Source organism: Cytobacillus sp. IB215665 (genome assembly GCF_033963835.1).
Taxonomy (GTDB): Bacteria; Bacillota; Bacilli; order Bacillales; family SM2101; genus Nanhaiella.
In genome coordinates this window covers 43,235-63,159 of sequence record NZ_JAXBME010000008.1, presented here as the reverse complement: position 1 = coordinate 63,159, position 19,925 = coordinate 43,235, and the positions used below count along the sequence as shown (strand labels likewise).

Genomic DNA, 19,925 nt, shown 5'->3' with positions numbered 1-19,925 from the left:
TAATTGTATTTTCTCCCTTTAATTCTGAAAAAAATTGATGATTATATTTCACACTTTCATCATTCGGACGATATTTCTCAGCCTTCTTATTATGTTTAATAGACTGATCTACATCACCTAAATTCCAATAGCATACACATAGTTGCAAGTGAGGATACCATGTTGAATAGGCAAGCTGCTGAAACCCGTCAGTATTTGTATTCCAATTGTGAAGGGCCGTATGAAACCAAAATGCTGCTGTTTGATAATCATTCTTTTCCATGAAATAGCTTCCTAAGCGACAGCAAATCTCTGGACGTGGATAGTCATATTTAAAAGATTTTAATAAGCAATTTAATTCTTCTTCTTCATCGCCTAAATGACTATTGCAGTCAGCTAAGTTGAGGCATGCCCTAATTTCATCCTCCACCCAGCCCTCTTTGGTAGCTAAAAACTCTTCATAATAACTAATAGCTTTTTGGTAAAATTGATGGTCCTTTAGTTCATTAGCATAATAATACAAATCTCTAGGAGTAAAATTTTCTCCTTGTTTAATACGATTTTCATAAATTTTTAGATTCCTTCCTTCACTCACATCATTTTCCTTTAAATGTTTATGGTGACTAATTGCAATATCTGATTTAATAATATTTCCTGATACTGCTAAATACTCATGTACAACTCCGAACCATTTAAATTGATTTACGCGCTTTACTAAACGATTTCTTCTATAACTAAACGTTGGATTTCCATACTCATCAAAGGCGATATTGTAGATCATAGATACAGCATCGACAGACTCATCTAAAGTCTCTTTAAGTTGTAGTAATTTTTTTATATTTTCTTGCTGTACCACATCATCAGCATCTAACCAAAGGATGTATTCTTTAGTAGCATGGCTAAAAGCAAAGTTTCTTGCATCAGCAAAATCATCAATCCACTCATAATCAATGATTTTGTCTGTATATTTTGCAGCGATTTCTTTCGTTTTATCTGTAGATCCAGTATCCACAATAATAATTTCCTCACAAGCGTCCTTAACACTAGTTAAACAATTTTCAAGTGTTTGTTCTTCATCCTTAACGATCATACATAAACTGATTGTAACCACAGATCGCCCTCCTATTTTTATTTATCAATACAACATAATATGTTTGCAGCATTCTTATGTGATATTTGAGCCTCGAGACAACACCCTTATCATTTTTACTAATATGATAAATCATATGAAATATAATTTTTTCACTAATTATATGTAAGGAGGCTAAAATGTACGAAGAACTAAAATTAAAAGAATTTTACAAGCGACTAGCTCAACAATACATGTCTGAAAAACAGGTTTTAAGCCAACAAGACAAAGCTGAGGACTTATTTCATATCGTTTATGTTATGTCTAGTGTAGCTGTAAGTGGAGGAGTAAAAATTATTTTTGAACATGTTAATCGTTTAACTCGCCTTGGCATTAAAGTTACGATTGTTACACATTTTGGAAAACCTTGTTGGTATCCTATTGATGCTACTTATATACAAGTTCCATTTACTGTTGAATTAGCAAAAGGAATACCAAATTGTGATGTTATTGTTTCAACATATTGGGATCATATTCAATCCTGTATTGACACAGGTATTGCGCCAGTTGTTTATTTTGAGCAAGGTGACTTTCATTTGTTTGATTATGAAGGTATGAATGAGACGTTAAAGTTATTTATTAAACGTCAATATGAACTGCCAACATTTATATACACAGTATCGAAAAGTGCAGCTAAATTGATAAATAAAATTTATGGTCGAGAAGCAAGTGTCATTCATAACGCAATAGATGAGAGCATCTTTTACGAAGGAAGTTCTTCATTCAAAACAGAGAAGCCGTATATGCTAATGGTAGGTGCAGAATCTGCTACTTTTAAAGGTATACGTGAAATTATTGAAGCGTATAATGCCATTCAACAAGAATATGATATATCGTTGTTTTGGATAACGCCTGAGGAGCCGTCTAACGATATGAGAAATAAGGTTACAAAAACCTTCGTTCAGCCTAGTCAAAGCACAATCGCAGATTTATATAGAGGTGCGAGATTATATGTATCTGCGTCTCATTACGAAAGCTTTTCTCTTCCACCATTAGAAGCCATGTCTTGTGGTTGTCCTGTCATTACAACAGAAAATGATGGCGTACTTGAATATGCTATTGACCGAGAGAATGTTCTATTATGTAGAATTAGGGATCCGATAGACTTAACTAGTAAAATAAAAAAAGTGCTAGATGATGAAGACTTAGCTGATTTACTTATAACGAATGGACTGTCTACCGCCAAGCTATTTAAATGGCATGTGATTATAGATGAAATTTATGATTATTATAAGAAGATTGCATCATTTGAAGTCAAGCGACAACATACAGAGGAAGATTGGAACATAGAAATTTCAGAAGATGCATTTATCAATCCAAGCGATTACATTAAATTTCTTAAACTATTAAATATAACAAAAGCATCTGTAATAAAAGTTCCAGTCGTATACGAAATTGATAGCTCCTTAAAAATTGCTCGTTGGGAAGTCGTCGCATACCATAAAAAAATACAAAATCATGTTGAAGATATTTGCTATAGTCCAGTTCAATCCGATAATAATCAAATATTAATCAATCATAAAGGGTATCGTCCTTTCATTGAAAGAGAGTTTGAAGAAGCATTAAAGGACTTTACTTTGTTATATGATGAAACGAAGGATCCACAGCTCCAAGCAGTATACTTCCGATGGATGCTGTTATGTTTATACCGCCTTCAAAGGAGATTTGAAGCGAAAAAGAAATTAAGAAAGCATTCATTTCAAGATAAGTACTTCTCTGAAATATATTTTCTAAACAAACTTCTTGAGAAGAAAAATTCAAATGAAACAAATACTTGGAAGATGTCCATTTTAGGAGATGCAGTATCGTATCCTGAATACATTTATCAAATTAATAAACCATCTGTGAAATAAGTAACGCTTAACCACAATAAAAAATTCATCCTTTGGTGTAGAGAAAGGTATTTACTACACTCTTTTGCTTAGGCTCTTTTCGTAAACTTTGCTGCTTTTTATCACCTATATTTGAGTAACTGGTGTGAAATATGATTGTTATAGTAGTATTTAGCTCTATTTACGAAAAGTAACAATTAATGAGAACACAGCGTGTATAAAAGGTAAAGTAAATATTTTACCTAAGCTGGCGATGCTATCCTTTAGCAGGTGAAGTTATTAACATTATTATCCACAGTTTGTGCACAATATCCACAATTTTATTCAATATATACTGAAACTAAATATTGAACTTCTCCTTTCGAGGGAAGTAATTCATTCACAAAGCTCATGCATAACATTTTTATCCATAGTTAAACCTTTTGAAGTAAACAAAAATAGCTTAACTATCACTTTTTCAATAGGAAAAAAGAATATGGATTAACATTAATAAAATTATTAATATACAGAAAATTTATTGATATAATTTATACTGTAAAGATATTTTGATAAACCTGTCACACAACTTTTTTAATAACTTTAACTAATATTTTGATAAGAGTTAACTTTTTAACAGTTTTATCCACAGTTTATTCACAATATCCACAATATTTACAATAAAAACTGTATAGGACCTCTCCTATACAGTGGTTTTACTGGGGTATTGTGGATTGTTGTATGTTATTCATATTAGTCATCGTCAGGTATGACTAATGATTGGCACTCAGTATTGAAATCATATGGAATGACTTGTTCATATGGAGGTGGCATGAGATCTGCGTGTAGGTTATCCTCATATGGCGTATCAATTGGGTCACATTGTGAGTCAACTTCCTTCTTGAGATCGTTAACAACAACTTGACCGATTTGTCTACCAAGGCTTAGTCCTTCATCATTGTCAATAGGGAAATGAACGAGTCCATATAATCGAGAAATGGCACATTCTTCAGCTAATTCGTCTAATCTTAAAGATTCCCCTGGGAAGAAATATTTTAATAACTCTGCAGCACAACCAGCAACAGCGGCATGGCCTGAAGGATACGTAGGGTGTCTTGGTGTACAAACAACGGTTGCTAACTCTTGGTCTAGCTGATCAGGCCTTGCTACAAGCCAAAGGAATTTATAAAACCAAGTAATGACAAATGTATCATTTATGGCACTTTGCACCGCACCCAATATTCTAGCAGCTCTAGGTGCTGTTACACCATATGTGTCAATGAGTCGGTCAATAATTGGTGTCCATTGCTTCGTCGCAACACCAGTACCCCAATATTTGGCTACAGTTTTTTTGTGATCGTCTAAGTTATCTCTTACTTCTAATACTTTCTCTAGTTGTTCATTCCAATCAATATAATTTGGGTTTTTAATAGAGAAATAGATAGGTTCTTTGTTTGGAAGAGTAATAAACTGATTGCCACATCGCTTAATATAGTAAGTTGACCATGATCCTGAATATGGTTCTTCAGGGTTTTTAGGAGGTTCACTTTCTCCAGCATAAGGAATCTCATTCCATCTTTCATACGTACATTTACATTCACAAGAATTAAATAGACAGTTACAGTTCAATGAATTCACCTCTTTTCTTTTATTACTAGTCTATTCAATAATAAACATAGAGGTTTGATTCATTAGTCTATCGTTTGATAAATTGATAAAATCGGCTAATAGGTGCACAATAACGTATTGCTCATGTTAGGAGATGGATATCCTTTATGAAAGGTTTTTTTCGTAACTTTGTTACAATTATTACTAAAGATGGGTAGGAATTAAGTTTTTTACAAAACCCCATCATATTCAAAGTAGAAAAGGTGCCACGATCGCTATAGATTATGTGTCTAAACGTTAGTGCGAAAAGAAAATCAATGAGAAAACAGCCATCTTTCCTACATTGGAAAAATGGCTGTTTGGTTTGATCGCTAATTTTAATAAAGTATATCAATAGGTGAATTTTAGTTAACAAAAATAGCATTCATTTTAGAACATAGATGAACTGTGTAATGGCTGTAGCTTTGCTTTCGGGTCAATGTATGATTTTGCGTTATTAACAGCGGTTGGTGCTTCACCAAAGCCAGAAGCAATTAGCTTTACTTTGCCGTCATACGTACAAATATCTCCAGCAGCATAAATACCTTGAATATTGGTTTCCTGCTTAGAGTTTACAACGATAGAATTTTTTTCGATTTTAAGTCCCCATTCTTTAATAGGACCAAGTGATGAAACGAAGCCAAAGTTAACAATAACGTCGTCTACATCAATCACTTCTTTTGTTCCTTCTTTAACTTTCTCCAAGACAATTTGTTTAATAGCCTTTTCATCACCAATAATTTCAACAGGAACATAAGGCGTTTTTATGTCAACCTTAGAGTTTATTAAATTTTCTACACTGTGTTCATGTGCACGGAATTTATCACGACGGTGAATAATGGATACTTTCTCTGCAATTGGCTCTAACATTAGTGACCAATCTACAGCTGAGTCTCCTCCACCACACACGACTACTTTTTTACCTTTGAATTTTTGTAAATCATCTATAAAGTAGTGAAGATTTTTCCCTTCATATTCAGTAGCTCTTTCAAGGTCAATTCTACGAGGCTGAAACGCACCATTACCAGCAGTAATGATGATTGTTTTAGAATAATGTATCTCACTATTTGTTATTAGCTTAAAAACTCCATCTTCTTGCTTTTCTAGCTTGTCTACAGATTGGTCTAAACAAATGGTTGGTGAAAACTTGGCCATTTGCTCTTTTAGATTATCAATTAGCTCTTGAGCCCGGATTTTCGGGAATCCAGCCACATCATAAATGTACTTTTCTGGATATAGTGCTGATAATTGTCCACCTAATTGTGGAAGGCTTTCAATAATTTTTACACTAGCCTGCCGCATTCCCCCGTAGAAAGCCGTAAACAACCCTGAAGGACCTCCACCAATAATGGTAATGTCATACACTTTTTGATCTTCTTTCAAACCAAATCCCCCCATATGTGAAGCTACATTTAATAGTATATTTGTTTCTGCACTATTTATCATACCACATGCATTCAAAAATATCTTAAGCATAAATGCAGAAATTTTTGATTTATTAAATTGTGACAGTTAAAAAAACTCCATTATTGGACTGAAGTGTAAAATTTGTCGAAATGATGAAGAAAAAGATTATTTTTTAAATATTCTTAAGTTTATAAATGTAGAATTTGTGCTTGAAAAACATGTATAAAACGAATATTATGTAATATAGGAAATATGTTAAATTTTTGTGACAAATTTAACCCTTATCATACCTATATTTTTTGATTGTGCTTTGATTAAGTAAGTGAAGAAATTCACATTGTTCTTTGTTCATGAACATGGAAAAAATTACTATATTGGTAGATACCAAGCTTTTCATAAAGAAAAAACGATAAAAAAACTCATAGCGGTGAATGATAAGTATAACCGCAATATAATTTATTAAAGGTGGATGTGATACGGTTGAGAAAAACCAAAATAGTTATATTAGGTGCAGGTTATGGTGGGTTAATGACAACAGTTCGTCTGCAAAAATATTTAGGCGTTAACGAAGCTGAAATTACGTTAATAAATAAAAATAGCTATCACTATGAAAGTACGTGGTTACATGAGGCATCGGCAGGGACATTACATCATGATCGTGTACGTTACCCAATTAATAATGTAATAGATAACAGAAAAGTTAACTTTATCCAAGATACAGTTGTAGAAATTAAGCGTGAAGAAAAGTTGGTTGTACTTGAGAATAATGAAATAACATACGATTATTTAGTTGTCGGATTAGGATTTGAGTCTGAAACTTTTGGTATTAAAGGATTAAAAGAGCATGCTTTTTCAATTGCAAATATTAATGCTGCTCGTCGTATAAGAGAACATATTGAATATCAATTTGCTAACTATAATAATGACAGTGAAAATCGTGATGAACGCTTAACGATCGTTGTAGGGGGAGCTGGCTTCACCGGTATTGAGTTTGTTGGAGAACTAGCAAATCGTATACCTGAGTTATGTCGTGAATATGATATTGATGAACATAAACCACGTATTATATGTGTAGAAGCAGCACCAACTGTATTACCAGGATTTGATCCAGAGTTAGTGGAATATGCAGTAGGTCATTTAGAACGTAAAGGTGTAGAATTCAAAATAGGTACCGCTATAAAAGAATGTACAACAGAAGGTATCATTGTTGCAAAAGGTGACGAAGTAGAAGAAATAAAGTCAGAAACTGTTGTATGGGCAGCGGGTGTTCGTGGGAATAGTATTGTTGAAAATTCAGGCTTTGAATCAATGCGTGGTCGAGTAAAAGTAGAAGCTGATTTACGTGCTCCTGGACATGATGATGTATTTATCGTAGGTGATTGTTCATTAATGATTAATGAAGAAATTAATCGCCCATATCCACCGACAGCCCAAATCGCAATGCAACAAGGTGAAACGTGTGCGAAAAATTTAGCTGTGCTCGTAAGAGAACAAGGAGAATTAGAACAATTTAAACCAGATATAAAAGGAACAGTATGTTCATTAGGTGATGATGACGCCATTGGTGTTGTATTCGGTAAGAAAATCACAGGCTCAAAAGCTTCATTTATGAAAAAAATGGTAGATAATCGCGCACTATTTTTAGTAGGTGGACCGTCATTAGTAATGAAAAAAGGAAAATTTAATATATTTTAAACATAAGGCTCTTTTCGTATAATTTATTGCTAAATTTATTGAAATAGACACGTTGTATGCGTGTTTATAGCTCAATAAGCTATGCAACAATCTATGCGAAAATTAGCCCAAACATAAAAAGAGCAATTGCATAAAACTTGTGCTATTGCTTTTTTTAGGTTCTTCTCGTAAATTTATTACCAAATATTAAAGTGTTTAATGCAATAAAGGTATGTAAAATTAATGTTTGCGTCCTATAAGATACATTCATGAGGTTTGTAGTAAGTCTATAAATAATATAGGGGTTGTATAAATATGGGGAGAGAAGATAGAGGGAAAGTATGGCTAGCAGTTGCAGGTGTAGTCACATCAAATAATGGCGAATGGCTCGTTGTTAAGAAGAAATATGGTGGACTCAAAAATAAATGGTCCTTTCCTGCTGGATTTGTAGAACATAATGAAACATTAGATGAAGCTATTTTGCGCGAGGTTTATGAAGAAACGGGAATTACTTGTGAAATAGAAGGAATGATTGGCTTGAGAACAGGTGTTATTAGTAATGACATAAGTGATAATATGGTGTTGTTCTCATTAAAAGCTCAGAGTGAAGAAATCGTTATTCAAGAAAAAGAGCTGTATGACGCAGCATTTATCTCACCTGATGACTTAGTGAAAGATCCAGATTCATCAATATTACTCATTCGGTTTTCACAAATGGAATTGCAAAACAGAAAGATGTATGACGACATAAACCCAGGTAGTCAATTTGGTTATACTAAATATAAATTGTTTCTATAAGGTTAAGCTCGTATAACTTGTCCCTATTTTTCCTGAGAGATTTGTTCATACAATGCACATAGACAGAATTAAGCCTTAATTAATTATTTGAAAAAGTGTGATTAGAGAAGGATACAGTTGTAAAACACCCTTGTAATCGCTTACATAAGTACTTTTTCGTCAATAACGTACCTTTCCTTATAATAAATTTGTTGGTAATATTATCAGAAAATTTAAATTAAAATAAAAACTAAATGGAGGGTGTTATTGATGGAAGCTATTTCAACCGAGAAAAAAGAATGTCCATATTGCTCTGGTAAAGGCTATATACAACTATTATTAGGTGGATCAGAAACATGTACTAACTGTGGAGGTAGTGGAAAAAAATAATGAATATTACACGATAGAATATGCTGAATAAGTGCATTTGTATTGTTGCCTTAATCTTCAGTTTGAATGAAAGCTCTCTTTTTACGTTATAAATATAGCAAAGTGTTTTGTACTTGACCTCTATATCATCATTCAGTACACTTAATGGTGGTAGCTGGAGGTGAGTAATTGAAATGAGTGTACCAATGAGTGTACCGGTTTTAATCATATCAATACTGTTATTTTTTATTTTATTCTTTGGAATAGGATTCCTTCTAAATATGGTTTTACGAATGACTTGGATTATGGCAATTATTAGCCCACTTATTTTTATACTAATTATTGATAAGGTCAGATTTATAGATTATTTTACTGAACCAAGTGCATCATTTACAGATTTATATGAAAATTTAATATCGTTAGCTCCAGCTGATATTATCATATTAGTTAGCGGTTTAATTGGTGCTATTTGCTCAGGAATTACAATAAAAATATTACGGGCAAAAGGTTATCAAATGTTCTAAAAGGAGATCTCAAAATTTTGAGGTCTTATTTTTTTGTTAATTTTTGTTGTTTTTACATATCGAATTTCTCATCAATAACGTTATAATTTCACTGTTTCAAATAAGTGACATCGTAAATCAAATTGGAATGGATTTTCTATAATTACAACAATTTTTCCTCCCTCATGAATATTTCTTTCTCTTTTTGGAAAGTAATAGATTCGTGAGAGGAGTGAAAAATAAAAAATGAGTTTACTAAGAACAATTACTAGAAGAGCAGTAATGACTATGCTATTAGTTGCTGCGTTATTTGTTACTTTTCAGTCATTTTCCGGTGTTGAGGCTAAGTCAATTATCGGTTGGGTGCAAAATAACTATCATAAATCTACTTTAGTACAGGATGAAGTTTTACCGGAATATAATTATTTACAGAGAAACATAAGCTTACCTTCTAAATTGTTAAACCGAGTCGCTGTAAATCCAACGGAAATTTCATCAAGTGAAGAGGTAAATGCGGAACTAAGTCTTGAGGATCTTGACTGGAGTAAATATCCGTCAATGAAGGTGACAGCAACAGGATATACTGCAGGCTATGAATCAACTGGAAAAACACCTAATCATCCACAATATGGTATTACATACTCTGGGGTGAAGGTGAAAAGAGATTTATATTCAACTGTAGCTGCAGACCTAAGAGTTTTCCCAATCGGAACGATTTTATTTATCCCGGATTATGGGTATGGTGTTGTTGCGGATAAAGGCGGTGCCATTAAAGGCAATAAAATTGATTTGTACTATGAAACTGTTGAAGAAGTATATGAGGAATGGGGTAAAAAAACCGTTGAAGTTTATATTATTGAACGAGGAACAGGTAAGCTTACTGAGCAAGATTTAACTGTCTTAAATGAGAATGAAGCTATGCAAGTGTTCCGACAACAATATATAAATTCGAAAAATTAAGAAAAGTTTTGTGCAAATTTATTGTTTAACAAAAAATAATAATAATCAATATAAATAGCCTAACATAAAGGTAATGGTGACTCATAATATTATAGAGTCACCATTTTTTACATACTAATCAAATATTGTAAAAGGAGCGTTAAAAAAATTCCAGTTAAGCCACCGAAGAACACTTCAATAGGTTGATGACCTAATAATTCTTTCAACTCCTTACGCTTTTCTTCCTGAGGCTTCTTAGGCCATAATTTTGCTTCTCCAACGAATTTATTGAAGTCAGACACGAGTTGATTTAACACAGTTGCTTGTTCACCGGCGTGACGTCTGACACCAGTTGCATCAAACATAACGATAATTGCAAATACAGCCGATAGGGCAAATATAGGTGAACCAAACCCCTCTTCTATAGCAATGCCTGTCGTTAATGCTGTTACAGCTGCCGAATGAGAGCTGGGCATTCCTCCTGTACTAGTTAGTAATGACCAATCAATTTTTTTGGTAGCAAAAAACTGAATTGGAACTTTGACAAATTGTGCAAAGAAGATTGCAAGTAATGCAGACCATAAAGGAAAATTTGACATTAATTCCATTTGACTAAAACGCCCTTTCTTGCTGATATAATTAAAAGAATATGATACGCTTTTCTAAATGTCCAGTTTCAGTATCCATCTCCAACGAGTATTAGAAGATGAAAAGCTCCTTTGCATCTGTACTTGTTAGGGGATGCCTAAAAGATCTAGCTAATGTGCTCATCTCTTTTGATATGTGAGCGCTTACGCTTTTTGGAGGTAAGATACCTTGGCCAATTATCCATTAGAATACTATCAATTTTTTATAAAATTTAATGAGGGAGATTATTACACATGTCATGACCTTCTTGAAGAAATATGGATGACTGAAAAGCATAATTACTTCTTAAAAGGACTTCTTCAAATGACAGTAGCGCTTTATCATTATGGCTATGGAAATGTAGAAGGCGCACGTTTAATGATGAGAGCAGGGCATCAATATATTCAAAAATACCGTCCATCTTATTGGGGTATTAATTTGGAAGAAGTCAACGAATTTATTGAAAAATGCCTTATTATTATACCACAAGATGTGGAGCGGGTACCTTTCGAAAACATTGACCGTTTGCCTAAACTACCTACATTATTATTATACTTAAATGAAGAACGAGAAGAATAATTTGAAATGTTTTCTTTTTGTAAATTTATTCGTTATCATAGATGTGGAGGTGTATAACATGTTTATTGTGAAAAATGATTTAGATTTTACTCAAGCATGTGAGGTCATTGTCATTGGTTTATTTGAGAAAAATAAACAGTTGAGTGGCTTAGCTGCTGAGGTTGACACGGTTCTGGAAGGTCAAATTACTAACATGTTAAAGGAAGGGGATATTTCAGCAAAGAAGAAGGTTATTTCAAAAGTACATACATTAGGAAAATCATCTATAAAGCGTTTTTATTTCGTTGGCTTAGGAAAAGAAGATCAACTTACATTTGAGATTGCCCAACAAGCTTTTGGTAAATTATTCAAACAACTGAAAAATGAGAAATTTGAAGAGGTTGCAATTGCAATAGATTCGTTTGCAACAAAAGATATCGATGTATTTGATATATCGCATGTCATAGGTGAAGCGTTACCATTAGCTACATATCAATTTGCTAACTATAAACAAAAGTCAAATGAACCTAACAAAGAAATAACACATATTACAGTATATAGCGAACATGATGTTAAGGAAATTGAGGCTAGTCTGGCAGTTGGATATGCATATGGAAAAGGTACAAACTCTGCACGCACGCTTGTAAATTTACCTGGAAATATGCTAACTGCAACTGATATGGCAAATTATGCTATTGAACTAGCAAAAAGGTATGAATTTGAGTATGAGATTTTAGAAAAGGAAGATATGGAAAAATTGGGTATGGGAGCATTCCTTGCTGTAAATCAAGGCTCTGTTGAACCACCTAAAATGATTGTACTTAAATATCAAGCACAAGAAAAATGGGAAAACGTGATTGGCCTAGTTGGGAAAGGTATAACTTTTGATACAGGTGGTTATTCAATTAAACCTAAAAATGGGATTGTTGGTATGAAAACAGATATGGGTGGGGCAGCATCCGTACTTGGAGCTATGGAAGTGATTGGAGAGTTACGTCCAGATCAAAATGTAGTTGCTGTTATACCAGCAACTGACAACATGATTAGTGGTAATGCGCTGAAACCTGATGATGTCATTACTGCAATGAGTGGGAAGACTATTGAAGTACTAAATACAGACGCAGAAGGTAGATTAGCCTTGGCAGATGGGATAACATATGCAAAGCAGCACGGAGCTAATTACCTTATTGATGTTGCTACATTAACTGGTGGTGTTATCGTAGCTTTAGGAGAAGATATGACAGGTGCTATGACAAACAATGAACCGTTGTTTGAGAAGCTAGTTGAAGCGTCATATGAAGCTAGCGAACCGATTTGGCGTTTACCAATAACAGAAAAAGACAAAGATAGAGTACGTAATAGTAAGATGGCAGATTTAAACAACTCACCTGGGCGGGAAGGTCATGCCATTATGGCAGGAACTTTCATTGGTGAATTTGCAGAGGATACCCCTTGGGTTCATCTTGATATTGCTGGAACTGCAACAACTAGGTCTCAACATGATTTAGGTCCAGCAGGTGCTACAGGAGTAATGGTAAGAACACTAGCAACATTTGTTGAACGCTTTAGTGACAGTAATAACTAAAGGTTCAATGCCCAAGCTCCTTCGCTACTTTTACTAAATCACTACTGCTAATTGAGGTTTTTTGTATTGTTTTGGCAAGGCTCTTTTCGTACCCTTAAATTAACACGTAGAAACAGCAATCAATACGAAAACAGCCAGTAGTAAAGAATTAAAACGGCATTTACAGTGCAGAAATGAATAAGGAAATAAATAAAAGCTTGTAGAGCGAAAATTCTACGAGCTTTTTTCGTGTGACCAAGTTTTACTATGAGTATCGATATTGATTTTGTAAATAATAATTGGGTATATATTAATATTTGAAGAGGGAAGAGCATGAGATTAACGATTTTCGTTGTAATAATATTTATTAATTTTGGAATGTCAAGTTCAATTGCTGCGGCCAAGCAAAATCATACGGTAACAATTATTGTGAAATCCTCACCAACATCTCTTTATGAGAGTAAAATGACGATAAAATCAAAGGAAGTTATTTCAAAGTTAAAAGACAGTAAGGGTGTGCATACAACAGAGCATATGCCGTTATCAGATACTTTTGTCGTAATAAAAAGTAATGGAGTGAGCCAGACATTTTTTGTAAATAGCAATTGGCAACTTTACAATACTGAACAGCAAAAAAAGTGGAATATTCCAAGTAAGTTAGTTTCACAACTTAAAGATATTCAACAAAAGCTTAAAGCTCAGCACTATGGTGCGATTATCCCATGGCAACAAGTTAATGAGATAATTCCAAAGTATAGTTCGTTTAAAATTATTGATATTGAAACGGGTTTATCTTTTAATGGTCAACGAAGAGCAGGCAGTAAGCATGCTGACGTTCAGCCAATTACTAATGAGGATACAAAAATCATGAAGCAAATATTTAATGGGAGGTGGAGCTGGAATAGACGTGCAATCATTATTATGGCTGATCATCAGAAAATTGCTGCTTCAATGCACGGTATGCCTCACGGAAGTGGTGCCTTAATCAATGGATTCCCTGGACACTTTTGTATACATTTCAAATCTAGTACAACCCATTCATCAAGAAGTGAAGATTTCTCTCATCAATTAATGGTTCGAAAAGCAGCAGGCGTCACAGGTGAATATTTTTTATCTATTTCTCCAATGGAGCTAATTGATTCTTTTTTGTTCAGTGTCAACCAACGCGACTTACATATATTTTCAGCAAGTGTAATAGGAGATAAAAGAAAGATTGCAGAGGACTATTTCAACAAATTTAATTCCTTAGAAGGGATTACCCGTACATCGCCCATACCTTCTGTAAAAAGCACTGGATCTCTTGTTGTAGATATCCCTCTGAAAGTTGAATATTATGGAAAAGATTTAGGGGCAGTTCAAAAAATCATTCATTTCTATGTTACAAGAAAATCATTCGTTGACCCTTGGAAACTTGACATTGAAGAGGTTAGGAAGCAAATTTTTTTTGATTGATTTTTCAATCAGGTGAAGTATGTTCCCCACCTGATTTACCGATATTCAAGTTTTCTTGAGTTAACTTATGATACTTGAGGTTTTAGCAAGTCTTCAAAAGATGCTGCTGTTATCGGTTTACTATAGTAATAACCTTGAATTGTATGACATCGTAATTTATCTAAGTATCTCACTTGTTCCTCAGTTTCGACGCCTTCTGCTATGACCTTAAGGTTTAACTGTTGGGCCATTGTTGTAATACTAGAGACAATAGCAGCATCTTTCGGATTATTTGTTATATCACATATAAAAGATTTATCAATTTTTAATTTATCTACTGGGAAATTTTTTATATGACTTAGAGAACTATAGCCTGTACCGAAATCATCAATTGCGATTTGAACGCCGATTTTTTTTAAATCATCAAGTACATTTAGTGCTCTATCTATATCGATTGTTACACTTTCTGTTACTTCTAGTTCAAGGAAATATGGGTCAAGCTGTGATTTATTTAAAGCTTGTTGAACTGTGTCCCTTAGGTTATGTTGAAAGAATTGGCGCATCGATAAATTAACAGATGCTTTTAATGTATCAAACCCTTTGTTATGCCATTTTTTCAGTTGTTGGCAAGTTGTTTCTAACACCCATTGTCCTAAAGGTACTATTAATCCTGTCTTTTCAGCAATAGGAATAAATGTTGCTGGAGATATGTATCCTCTTTGCGGATGAACCCATCTTATCAATGCTTCGACGCCTACTATTTCTCCAGATAAAACATTAATTTGAGGTTGATAATGCAATGTTAATTCATTTCTTTCAATCGCATTTCTTAATTCGCTTTCGATCATGATTTGTTCATATGCCTCTTTCGTCATCTCTTGATCAAAAGTCTTAAATGTATTCCCGACCTCTTTTGCCTTATATAGTGCAGTACTAGCATTTTTTATAAGAGTGTCTACATCTGTTCCATGATTTGGATATATTGCGATTCCAATACTAGCTGTAATATGGAAAGTGAACCCTTTGGCTACGATGGGTTCTTGAATTGTTGATAAAATATCTTGTGCATATTTATCTGCATGTTTTTCTTGAATTCCTTCAATCAAGACTGCAAAAGCAGCACTTACCTTTGCAACCGAAATTTGGTCATTTGTTAGTGAATTAAGCCTTTTAGCAATCGTTTGTAAAAACAAATCACCTATATCATGTCCAAGAGAATGATTTACGTTTTCGAAACGGTCTAAATTTATATACAAAATGACGATATTCTTGCCAAGTATCTGATTTTTTATTGCTTGCCTCACTTTATTAATAAATAATTGTCGGTTTGGTAGGTGTGTCAATTCATCGTAATAGGCAAGTTCATTAATCTTGTTTTGTGCTTGCCAATATGCAGTAATGTCATTTAATGAATATATAATATTTGTAATTTCATGGTTGTCATCAAATATAGGAGCCGCATTAACAGAAAGAACTAGCTTATGACCATCACCACGTTCAAGAAAGCAGTGTTTATTCATAATAGCAGTTTTAGTTGTTAATATAGGTTCGTAAATAAATTGACTACTAAGGATAGGTGTACCATCTAGTTTAGATATTTTCCAAAAGGGGTCAGCGACGTTTTTTTGTAAAATATCTTCTTTTTTTAAACCGATTAAGCTTTCAAAGGCAGGGTTAATAAATGTCAGGTCACCCTCTCGATTTACAATAATAATTGAACTTGGAATTGTTTCAACAATGACGGATAGTTTCTTTTCATTTGTATAGAGTGCCTTTTCTACTCTTCGCTGTTGATTCATTGGTCCTGCTATTGTTGTAAGGTATATTCCTTTCAACATGAAAAGAGTTCCGATAAGAAAATATATGTGTCCAAGGAGGTTTATTAAATCATGGTGGTAGTGCGAAAATGTAACCAACAATTGACCGAGTATAAACATGATTAGTGCGTTAATGATTATTAAATATGAATACATCTTAACAGATCGGTAACGTTTGTGGAGTATAACGATAGTTCCAAAATAGAACAAGCATACAATGTATGTTAGAAGCCTATGTATCGGTGTTATGCCACCATTCGATTCGTATAACTTAGGAAAATGAACAGCCCAGTTAGAAAGTGACATAAATAAGATAACTGATACCAGTGTAGAAATACTATATATAATCCACTTTTTATGCGTGATCAGTACTAAATCATTAGAATAATAAATAACAAATAATGATGAAGCTAACAACACTTGGATGATTATCCAGAACCAAGCAGATGTTTCTATGGAATGAGTGACTATAAACTGAGGCATTCCATCATAAGACAAGAGCCGAAATAGATTTAATAATGAGAGAGTCCAAAAAGTAGCACTTATGTATAATTGACGTCGTGACATTTTTGAGGGTGGAATAAATCCGTTTTGTGTTGAAATAGTAGTGGTTATTGCTATACAAATAAATCCAACAATAATATAAATAGGAAAGTAGAATTGTTCAGAGATGACATGAGTATTGTTAAAAAAAAACACTGCAATCATAAAAATAACGGAAGCGATAAAAGTAAAAACAGAGAATTGTTGTTCTTCTTTGCTTAAATGAATGTTTAATTTATTCATTGTCATATATCGATCTCCTCGGAAAAAATATATTCCCAGAATTTATTATATTTTAAATGAAGAAAAATGTCAAATATTGCGAATTTTGTTTTTTCTATGCTTGTCATTGTTTTCGTGGAAGGAAACATACGAATATATTTTAGGGAGGAGGACGAGTCTAAAATTAACAATCTTAATAATATTCTTACAAGTAGTTTATACTCTCCTTAATACTGTTTGTTAAACTAAGGTTGCGGTCCCTTCATATTGTTAACAATTTTCAAGTGATAAGGAGAGTTATAATGGTGGAACTTAAGTTAGTTATTCCAGTCCTTATATTTCTTTTATTTTACCTGTTATTTGCAGTGATTCTATTGCGAAAATAATAACTTATTCATTATTCGATAGAGGAATTCGAAATAAAAACTCCACACCATGATTCCTATTAAAGACAGTAATTTCTGCATTGTGTATATCTACGATTCGTTTTACAATAGTCAACCCAAGGCCAAAATTTCCTTGCTTACCTTTCGTATAGGGCTTAAATAAGTCTTCGACCTCATCATCTGGAATAGTGGGTCCATCGTTCCAAATAGAAATAATTATTTGCCCATATTCTTTATTCATCGTAATTTTGATTATATTGTTCACATATCTTAAGGCATTATCAATAATATTTTCAAAGGCTATTCTCCATTGCTCTCGATCACCAGTTATCGTAATGCTTAAAAGAGATAGTTCAAATTGAATATCTGCTCGTTGAAGCTGGAATTGCGAATAAACTTCTTCAATGACCTCTTTTACATTAAATGTTTCATCCATAGTTGGCTGCTGGGCGAGATAATTGAGCTTAGTAAGATACAGTAAGTCCTTAATTTTAGTTTCTAATCTCTTCGATTCGTTTTCAATCGTTTCAGCAGTTTGTTCTATCGTACCATTTGGATAAATACCGTCACGAATTGCTTGAGCAAAGCTTCGTATGACCATCACTGGTGTTTTTAAATCGTGAGATACGTGTTGAAGCATGGTTTGTTGCGCTTTATCCTGCTCTTTTAGTTGTACTCTCATTTTTTCTATCGATTGAGATAAAACTCCTATTTCATCTTGCCGTTCAACAATCATAGGTTCATCCCACTGTCTGTTTGCAATATGATGCACATGCTCTTTCATTTGAACAATAGGTTTTGATAGCCATTTAGCAAACAAAAATGCTAATAAGAGTCCACCAATTAAGACGAATAACATCAATTGTACTAGCCGAGAAAATAGTGTGTGTACTAGCTCTTTACGGTATGAATCCCACATAAAAGAAATTATAAAACCTTGTTCAACACCCTTTGGTCGCAATATCTGTATTTTACTAATGGTGTAATAGATCGTCTGTCCTTGAACAAGTGTTTCATAACGAGCAGTTCCTTCCTTTTGATTCCGAGCATTAATGTACATGTTAGTTAATGTTTGTATTGGAAGGATAGCGTTTTCAATAGTGTTTCCCCTGGCATCTAACACAACGTGGTTTACGGAGCGAGCATTTTGCTCACTTTGTTGTTGTTCAAGTGAGTTTTCCGAAGGCGTATAATTATTTGTCATTTGTAGCTGTGAGTTTTCAATTGTCGTGAAAATTTCGTTTGTAAAAAAAGAGTTCAGTGTGTTAGGAATAAATGTAACTAATGTCACTCCGATAAAGATGATTAATCCAGCAAATACAATAGAAATTTGAATTGACAGGGGCCAATTTTTCATGTTGCTTCAACCGTTCGATATCCGAAACCATATAATGTTTCAACACGCAATTCTGTAACCTTTTTGCGAACTCTCCGTACTAAATCATCAACAACTCTGTCCGAACCGAAGTAATCACTTCCCCAAATATAATCAAGAACTTGTTCACGGGAAAATGCTTGCCCTATGTTTTTAACAAATAATAATAATAAATCAAATTCCTTTGATGATAGTACAACTTCTTCATTTTCTTTGTGTACAGTTCGTTTTTCTTCGTTAATCACATAATTTCCATAATGAATGGCATTATGGACCGTTTGCTTACCATAAACTCTAGTTAATAGTTTTTTTGCGCGGATAACTAACTCTTTTGGTAAAAACGGTTTAGCTAAGTAATCATCACTTCCTAATTCCAATCCAATGATACGGTCTAGATCTTCATCACGAGCTGAAATAAAAATAACCGGTGTTTGTTCATCGTGCTCTTTAATCGCTTTAATTAATTCATAGCCATCTATATCTGGGAGCATTATATCTAAAATCCATAGGTTTGGCTGATCTTTTATTGAGTTTTTAGCGTCAAGTCCTGTATGAAACGATTTTACATGCCACCCCTCATTTTGCAAATACGTAGATAATATTTGGTTTAAATTCATTTCATCCTCAACTAGATATATCGAATAACTCAATGGAAAAAAGCCTCCTCATATATGTCTTCACAACCATAAGAGGCGTATGCATTTACGCCCCTTATGGTAATATCATTATAACTTTTTTTAAGGTGTTAAGAAAAGGGCTAACCTCCCATTCGATCGTGACATTGTGGGCTTAGACATTACTTATATTTTATATTATAGGCAATATTGTCAAAGAATTATCAAGGAATTGTGGGAAATTATGTGATGTATTATTTCATTGCTTTAAAATGTATTTTATTAGTGTTGGCTGGGTGTTTCCTTGTTTGAAACAACATTGAATAAATCCACCATCTAGCTGCTTCAATTTAACTTTAATAGCAACAGAAAATTTTTGACCCTTTTCTCGAACTAATTGCTGTTGTTCGTACATACGTATATATGTGAGTTTGTGGCATCTTTTCTTTAGCTCGGATGAAGACATAGTACATCTAATGGAGTTGCTTTAATTAATAACAATAGCAAAAAAGAAAAGAGCCTTTGTTAACCCTCTTCTCGAACTAATTGTTGTTGT

General features: G+C 33.5%; 15 protein-coding genes and 1 pseudogene. 9 read left to right on the top strand and 7 right to left on the bottom strand.

Annotated elements, in window-relative coordinates; translation table 11 throughout:
• Positions 1-40: 40 nt before the first annotated feature.
• A pseudogene (locus SLH52_RS12090) lies at positions 41-1,090 on the bottom strand (glycosyltransferase); the annotation flags it as partial.
• 158 nt (positions 1,091-1,248) lie between these two features.
• On the opposite strand from SLH52_RS12090, the gene SLH52_RS12085 reads away from it, so the two are divergent.
• Positions 1,249-2,961 carry a glycosyltransferase family 4 protein gene (locus tag SLH52_RS12085; protein WP_320209534.1) on the top strand — a complete coding sequence of 571 codons (1,713 nt, stop codon included), beginning with the start codon at positions 1,249-1,251 and terminating at the stop codon, positions 2,959-2,961.
• A gap of 708 nt (positions 2,962-3,669) precedes the next feature.
• On the opposite strand, the gene SLH52_RS12080 is transcribed toward SLH52_RS12085, so the two are convergent.
• Both SLH52_RS12080 and SLH52_RS12075 read right to left on the bottom strand, forming a co-directional pair.
• Positions 3,670-4,545 carry a vanadium-dependent haloperoxidase gene (locus tag SLH52_RS12080; RefSeq protein WP_320209533.1) on the bottom strand — a complete coding sequence of 292 codons (876 nt, stop codon included), beginning with the start codon at positions 4,543-4,545 and terminating at the stop codon, positions 3,670-3,672.
• Between the two features lie 408 nt (positions 4,546-4,953).
• Positions 4,954-5,946 (bottom strand): NAD(P)/FAD-dependent oxidoreductase, encoded by a 993-nt coding sequence (locus SLH52_RS12075; protein ID WP_320209532.1) that lies wholly within the window; start codon positions 5,944-5,946, stop codon positions 4,954-4,956.
• 489 nt (positions 5,947-6,435) lie between these two features.
• On the opposite strand from SLH52_RS12075, the gene SLH52_RS12070 reads away from it, so the two are divergent.
• The 5 genes from SLH52_RS12070 to SLH52_RS12050 all read left to right on the top strand — a co-directional run bounded on the left by SLH52_RS12070 (position 6,436) and on the right by SLH52_RS12050 (position 10,253).
• Positions 6,436-7,665, top strand: coding sequence for an NAD(P)/FAD-dependent oxidoreductase (locus SLH52_RS12070; protein WP_413785520.1), 1,230 nt, complete (start codon positions 6,436-6,438; stop codon positions 7,663-7,665).
• A 294-nt stretch (positions 7,666-7,959) separates the two neighbouring features.
• Positions 7,960-8,442, top strand: a complete 483-nt coding sequence (locus SLH52_RS12065; RefSeq protein ID WP_320209530.1) for an NUDIX hydrolase — start codon at positions 7,960-7,962, stop codon at positions 8,440-8,442.
• 249 nt (positions 8,443-8,691) lie between these two features.
• The gene (locus SLH52_RS12060; protein ID WP_320209529.1) at positions 8,692-8,811 is read left to right on the top strand and encodes a YuiA family protein; all 120 of its coding nucleotides are present in this window, start codon (positions 8,692-8,694) and stop codon (positions 8,809-8,811) included.
• Between the two features lie 173 nt (positions 8,812-8,984).
• The gene (locus tag SLH52_RS12055; RefSeq protein WP_320209528.1) at positions 8,985-9,314 is read left to right on the top strand and encodes a YuiB family protein; all 330 of its coding nucleotides are present in this window, start codon (positions 8,985-8,987) and stop codon (positions 9,312-9,314) included.
• A gap of 225 nt (positions 9,315-9,539) precedes the next feature.
• Entirely contained in the window at positions 9,540-10,253 is a 714-nt protein-coding gene (locus SLH52_RS12050) for a 3D domain-containing protein (RefSeq protein WP_320209527.1), read from the top strand.
• A gap of 107 nt (positions 10,254-10,360) precedes the next feature.
• Here SLH52_RS12050 and SLH52_RS12045 read toward each other — a convergent pair whose 3' ends face one another.
• Positions 10,361-10,840 carry a divergent PAP2 family protein gene (locus SLH52_RS12045; RefSeq protein ID WP_320209526.1) on the bottom strand — a complete coding sequence of 160 codons (480 nt, stop codon included), beginning with the start codon at positions 10,838-10,840 and terminating at the stop codon, positions 10,361-10,363.
• 208 nt (positions 10,841-11,048) lie between these two features.
• Here SLH52_RS12045 and SLH52_RS12040 point away from each other — a divergent pair, with 208 nt between their 5' ends.
• From SLH52_RS12040 to SLH52_RS12030, 3 genes are all read left to right on the top strand, one after another.
• Entirely contained in the window at positions 11,049-11,438 is a 390-nt protein-coding gene (locus tag SLH52_RS12040) for a DUF309 domain-containing protein (protein WP_320209525.1), read from the top strand.
• A gap of 58 nt (positions 11,439-11,496) precedes the next feature.
• A complete protein-coding gene (locus SLH52_RS12035) occupies positions 11,497-13,002 on the top strand; it encodes a leucyl aminopeptidase (RefSeq protein WP_320209524.1) in 1,506 nt (501 codons plus the stop codon).
• 312 nt (positions 13,003-13,314) lie between these two features.
• Positions 13,315-14,433, top strand: coding sequence for a hypothetical protein (locus tag SLH52_RS12030; protein ID WP_320209523.1), 1,119 nt, complete (start codon positions 13,315-13,317; stop codon positions 14,431-14,433).
• Positions 14,434-14,498: 65 nt separating this feature from the next.
• Here SLH52_RS12030 and SLH52_RS12025 read toward each other — a convergent pair whose 3' ends face one another.
• From SLH52_RS12025 to SLH52_RS12015, 3 genes are all read right to left on the bottom strand, one after another.
• On the bottom strand, positions 14,499-17,021 hold the full coding sequence (locus tag SLH52_RS12025; RefSeq protein ID WP_320209522.1) for an EAL domain-containing protein: 2,523 nt from the start codon (positions 17,019-17,021) through the stop codon (positions 14,499-14,501).
• Positions 17,022-17,384: 363 nt separating this feature from the next.
• On the bottom strand, positions 17,385-18,737 hold the full coding sequence (locus SLH52_RS12020) for a HAMP domain-containing sensor histidine kinase (RefSeq protein ID WP_320209521.1): 1,353 nt from the start codon (positions 18,735-18,737) through the stop codon (positions 17,385-17,387).
• Positions 18,734-19,405: a response regulator transcription factor gene (locus tag SLH52_RS12015; protein WP_320209520.1), complete on the bottom strand. Its 672-nt coding sequence runs from the start codon at positions 19,403-19,405 to the stop codon at positions 18,734-18,736. Before SLH52_RS12015 ends, SLH52_RS12020 begins: the two co-directional genes overlap by 4 nt.
• Between the last annotated feature and the right edge of the window lie 520 nt (positions 19,406-19,925).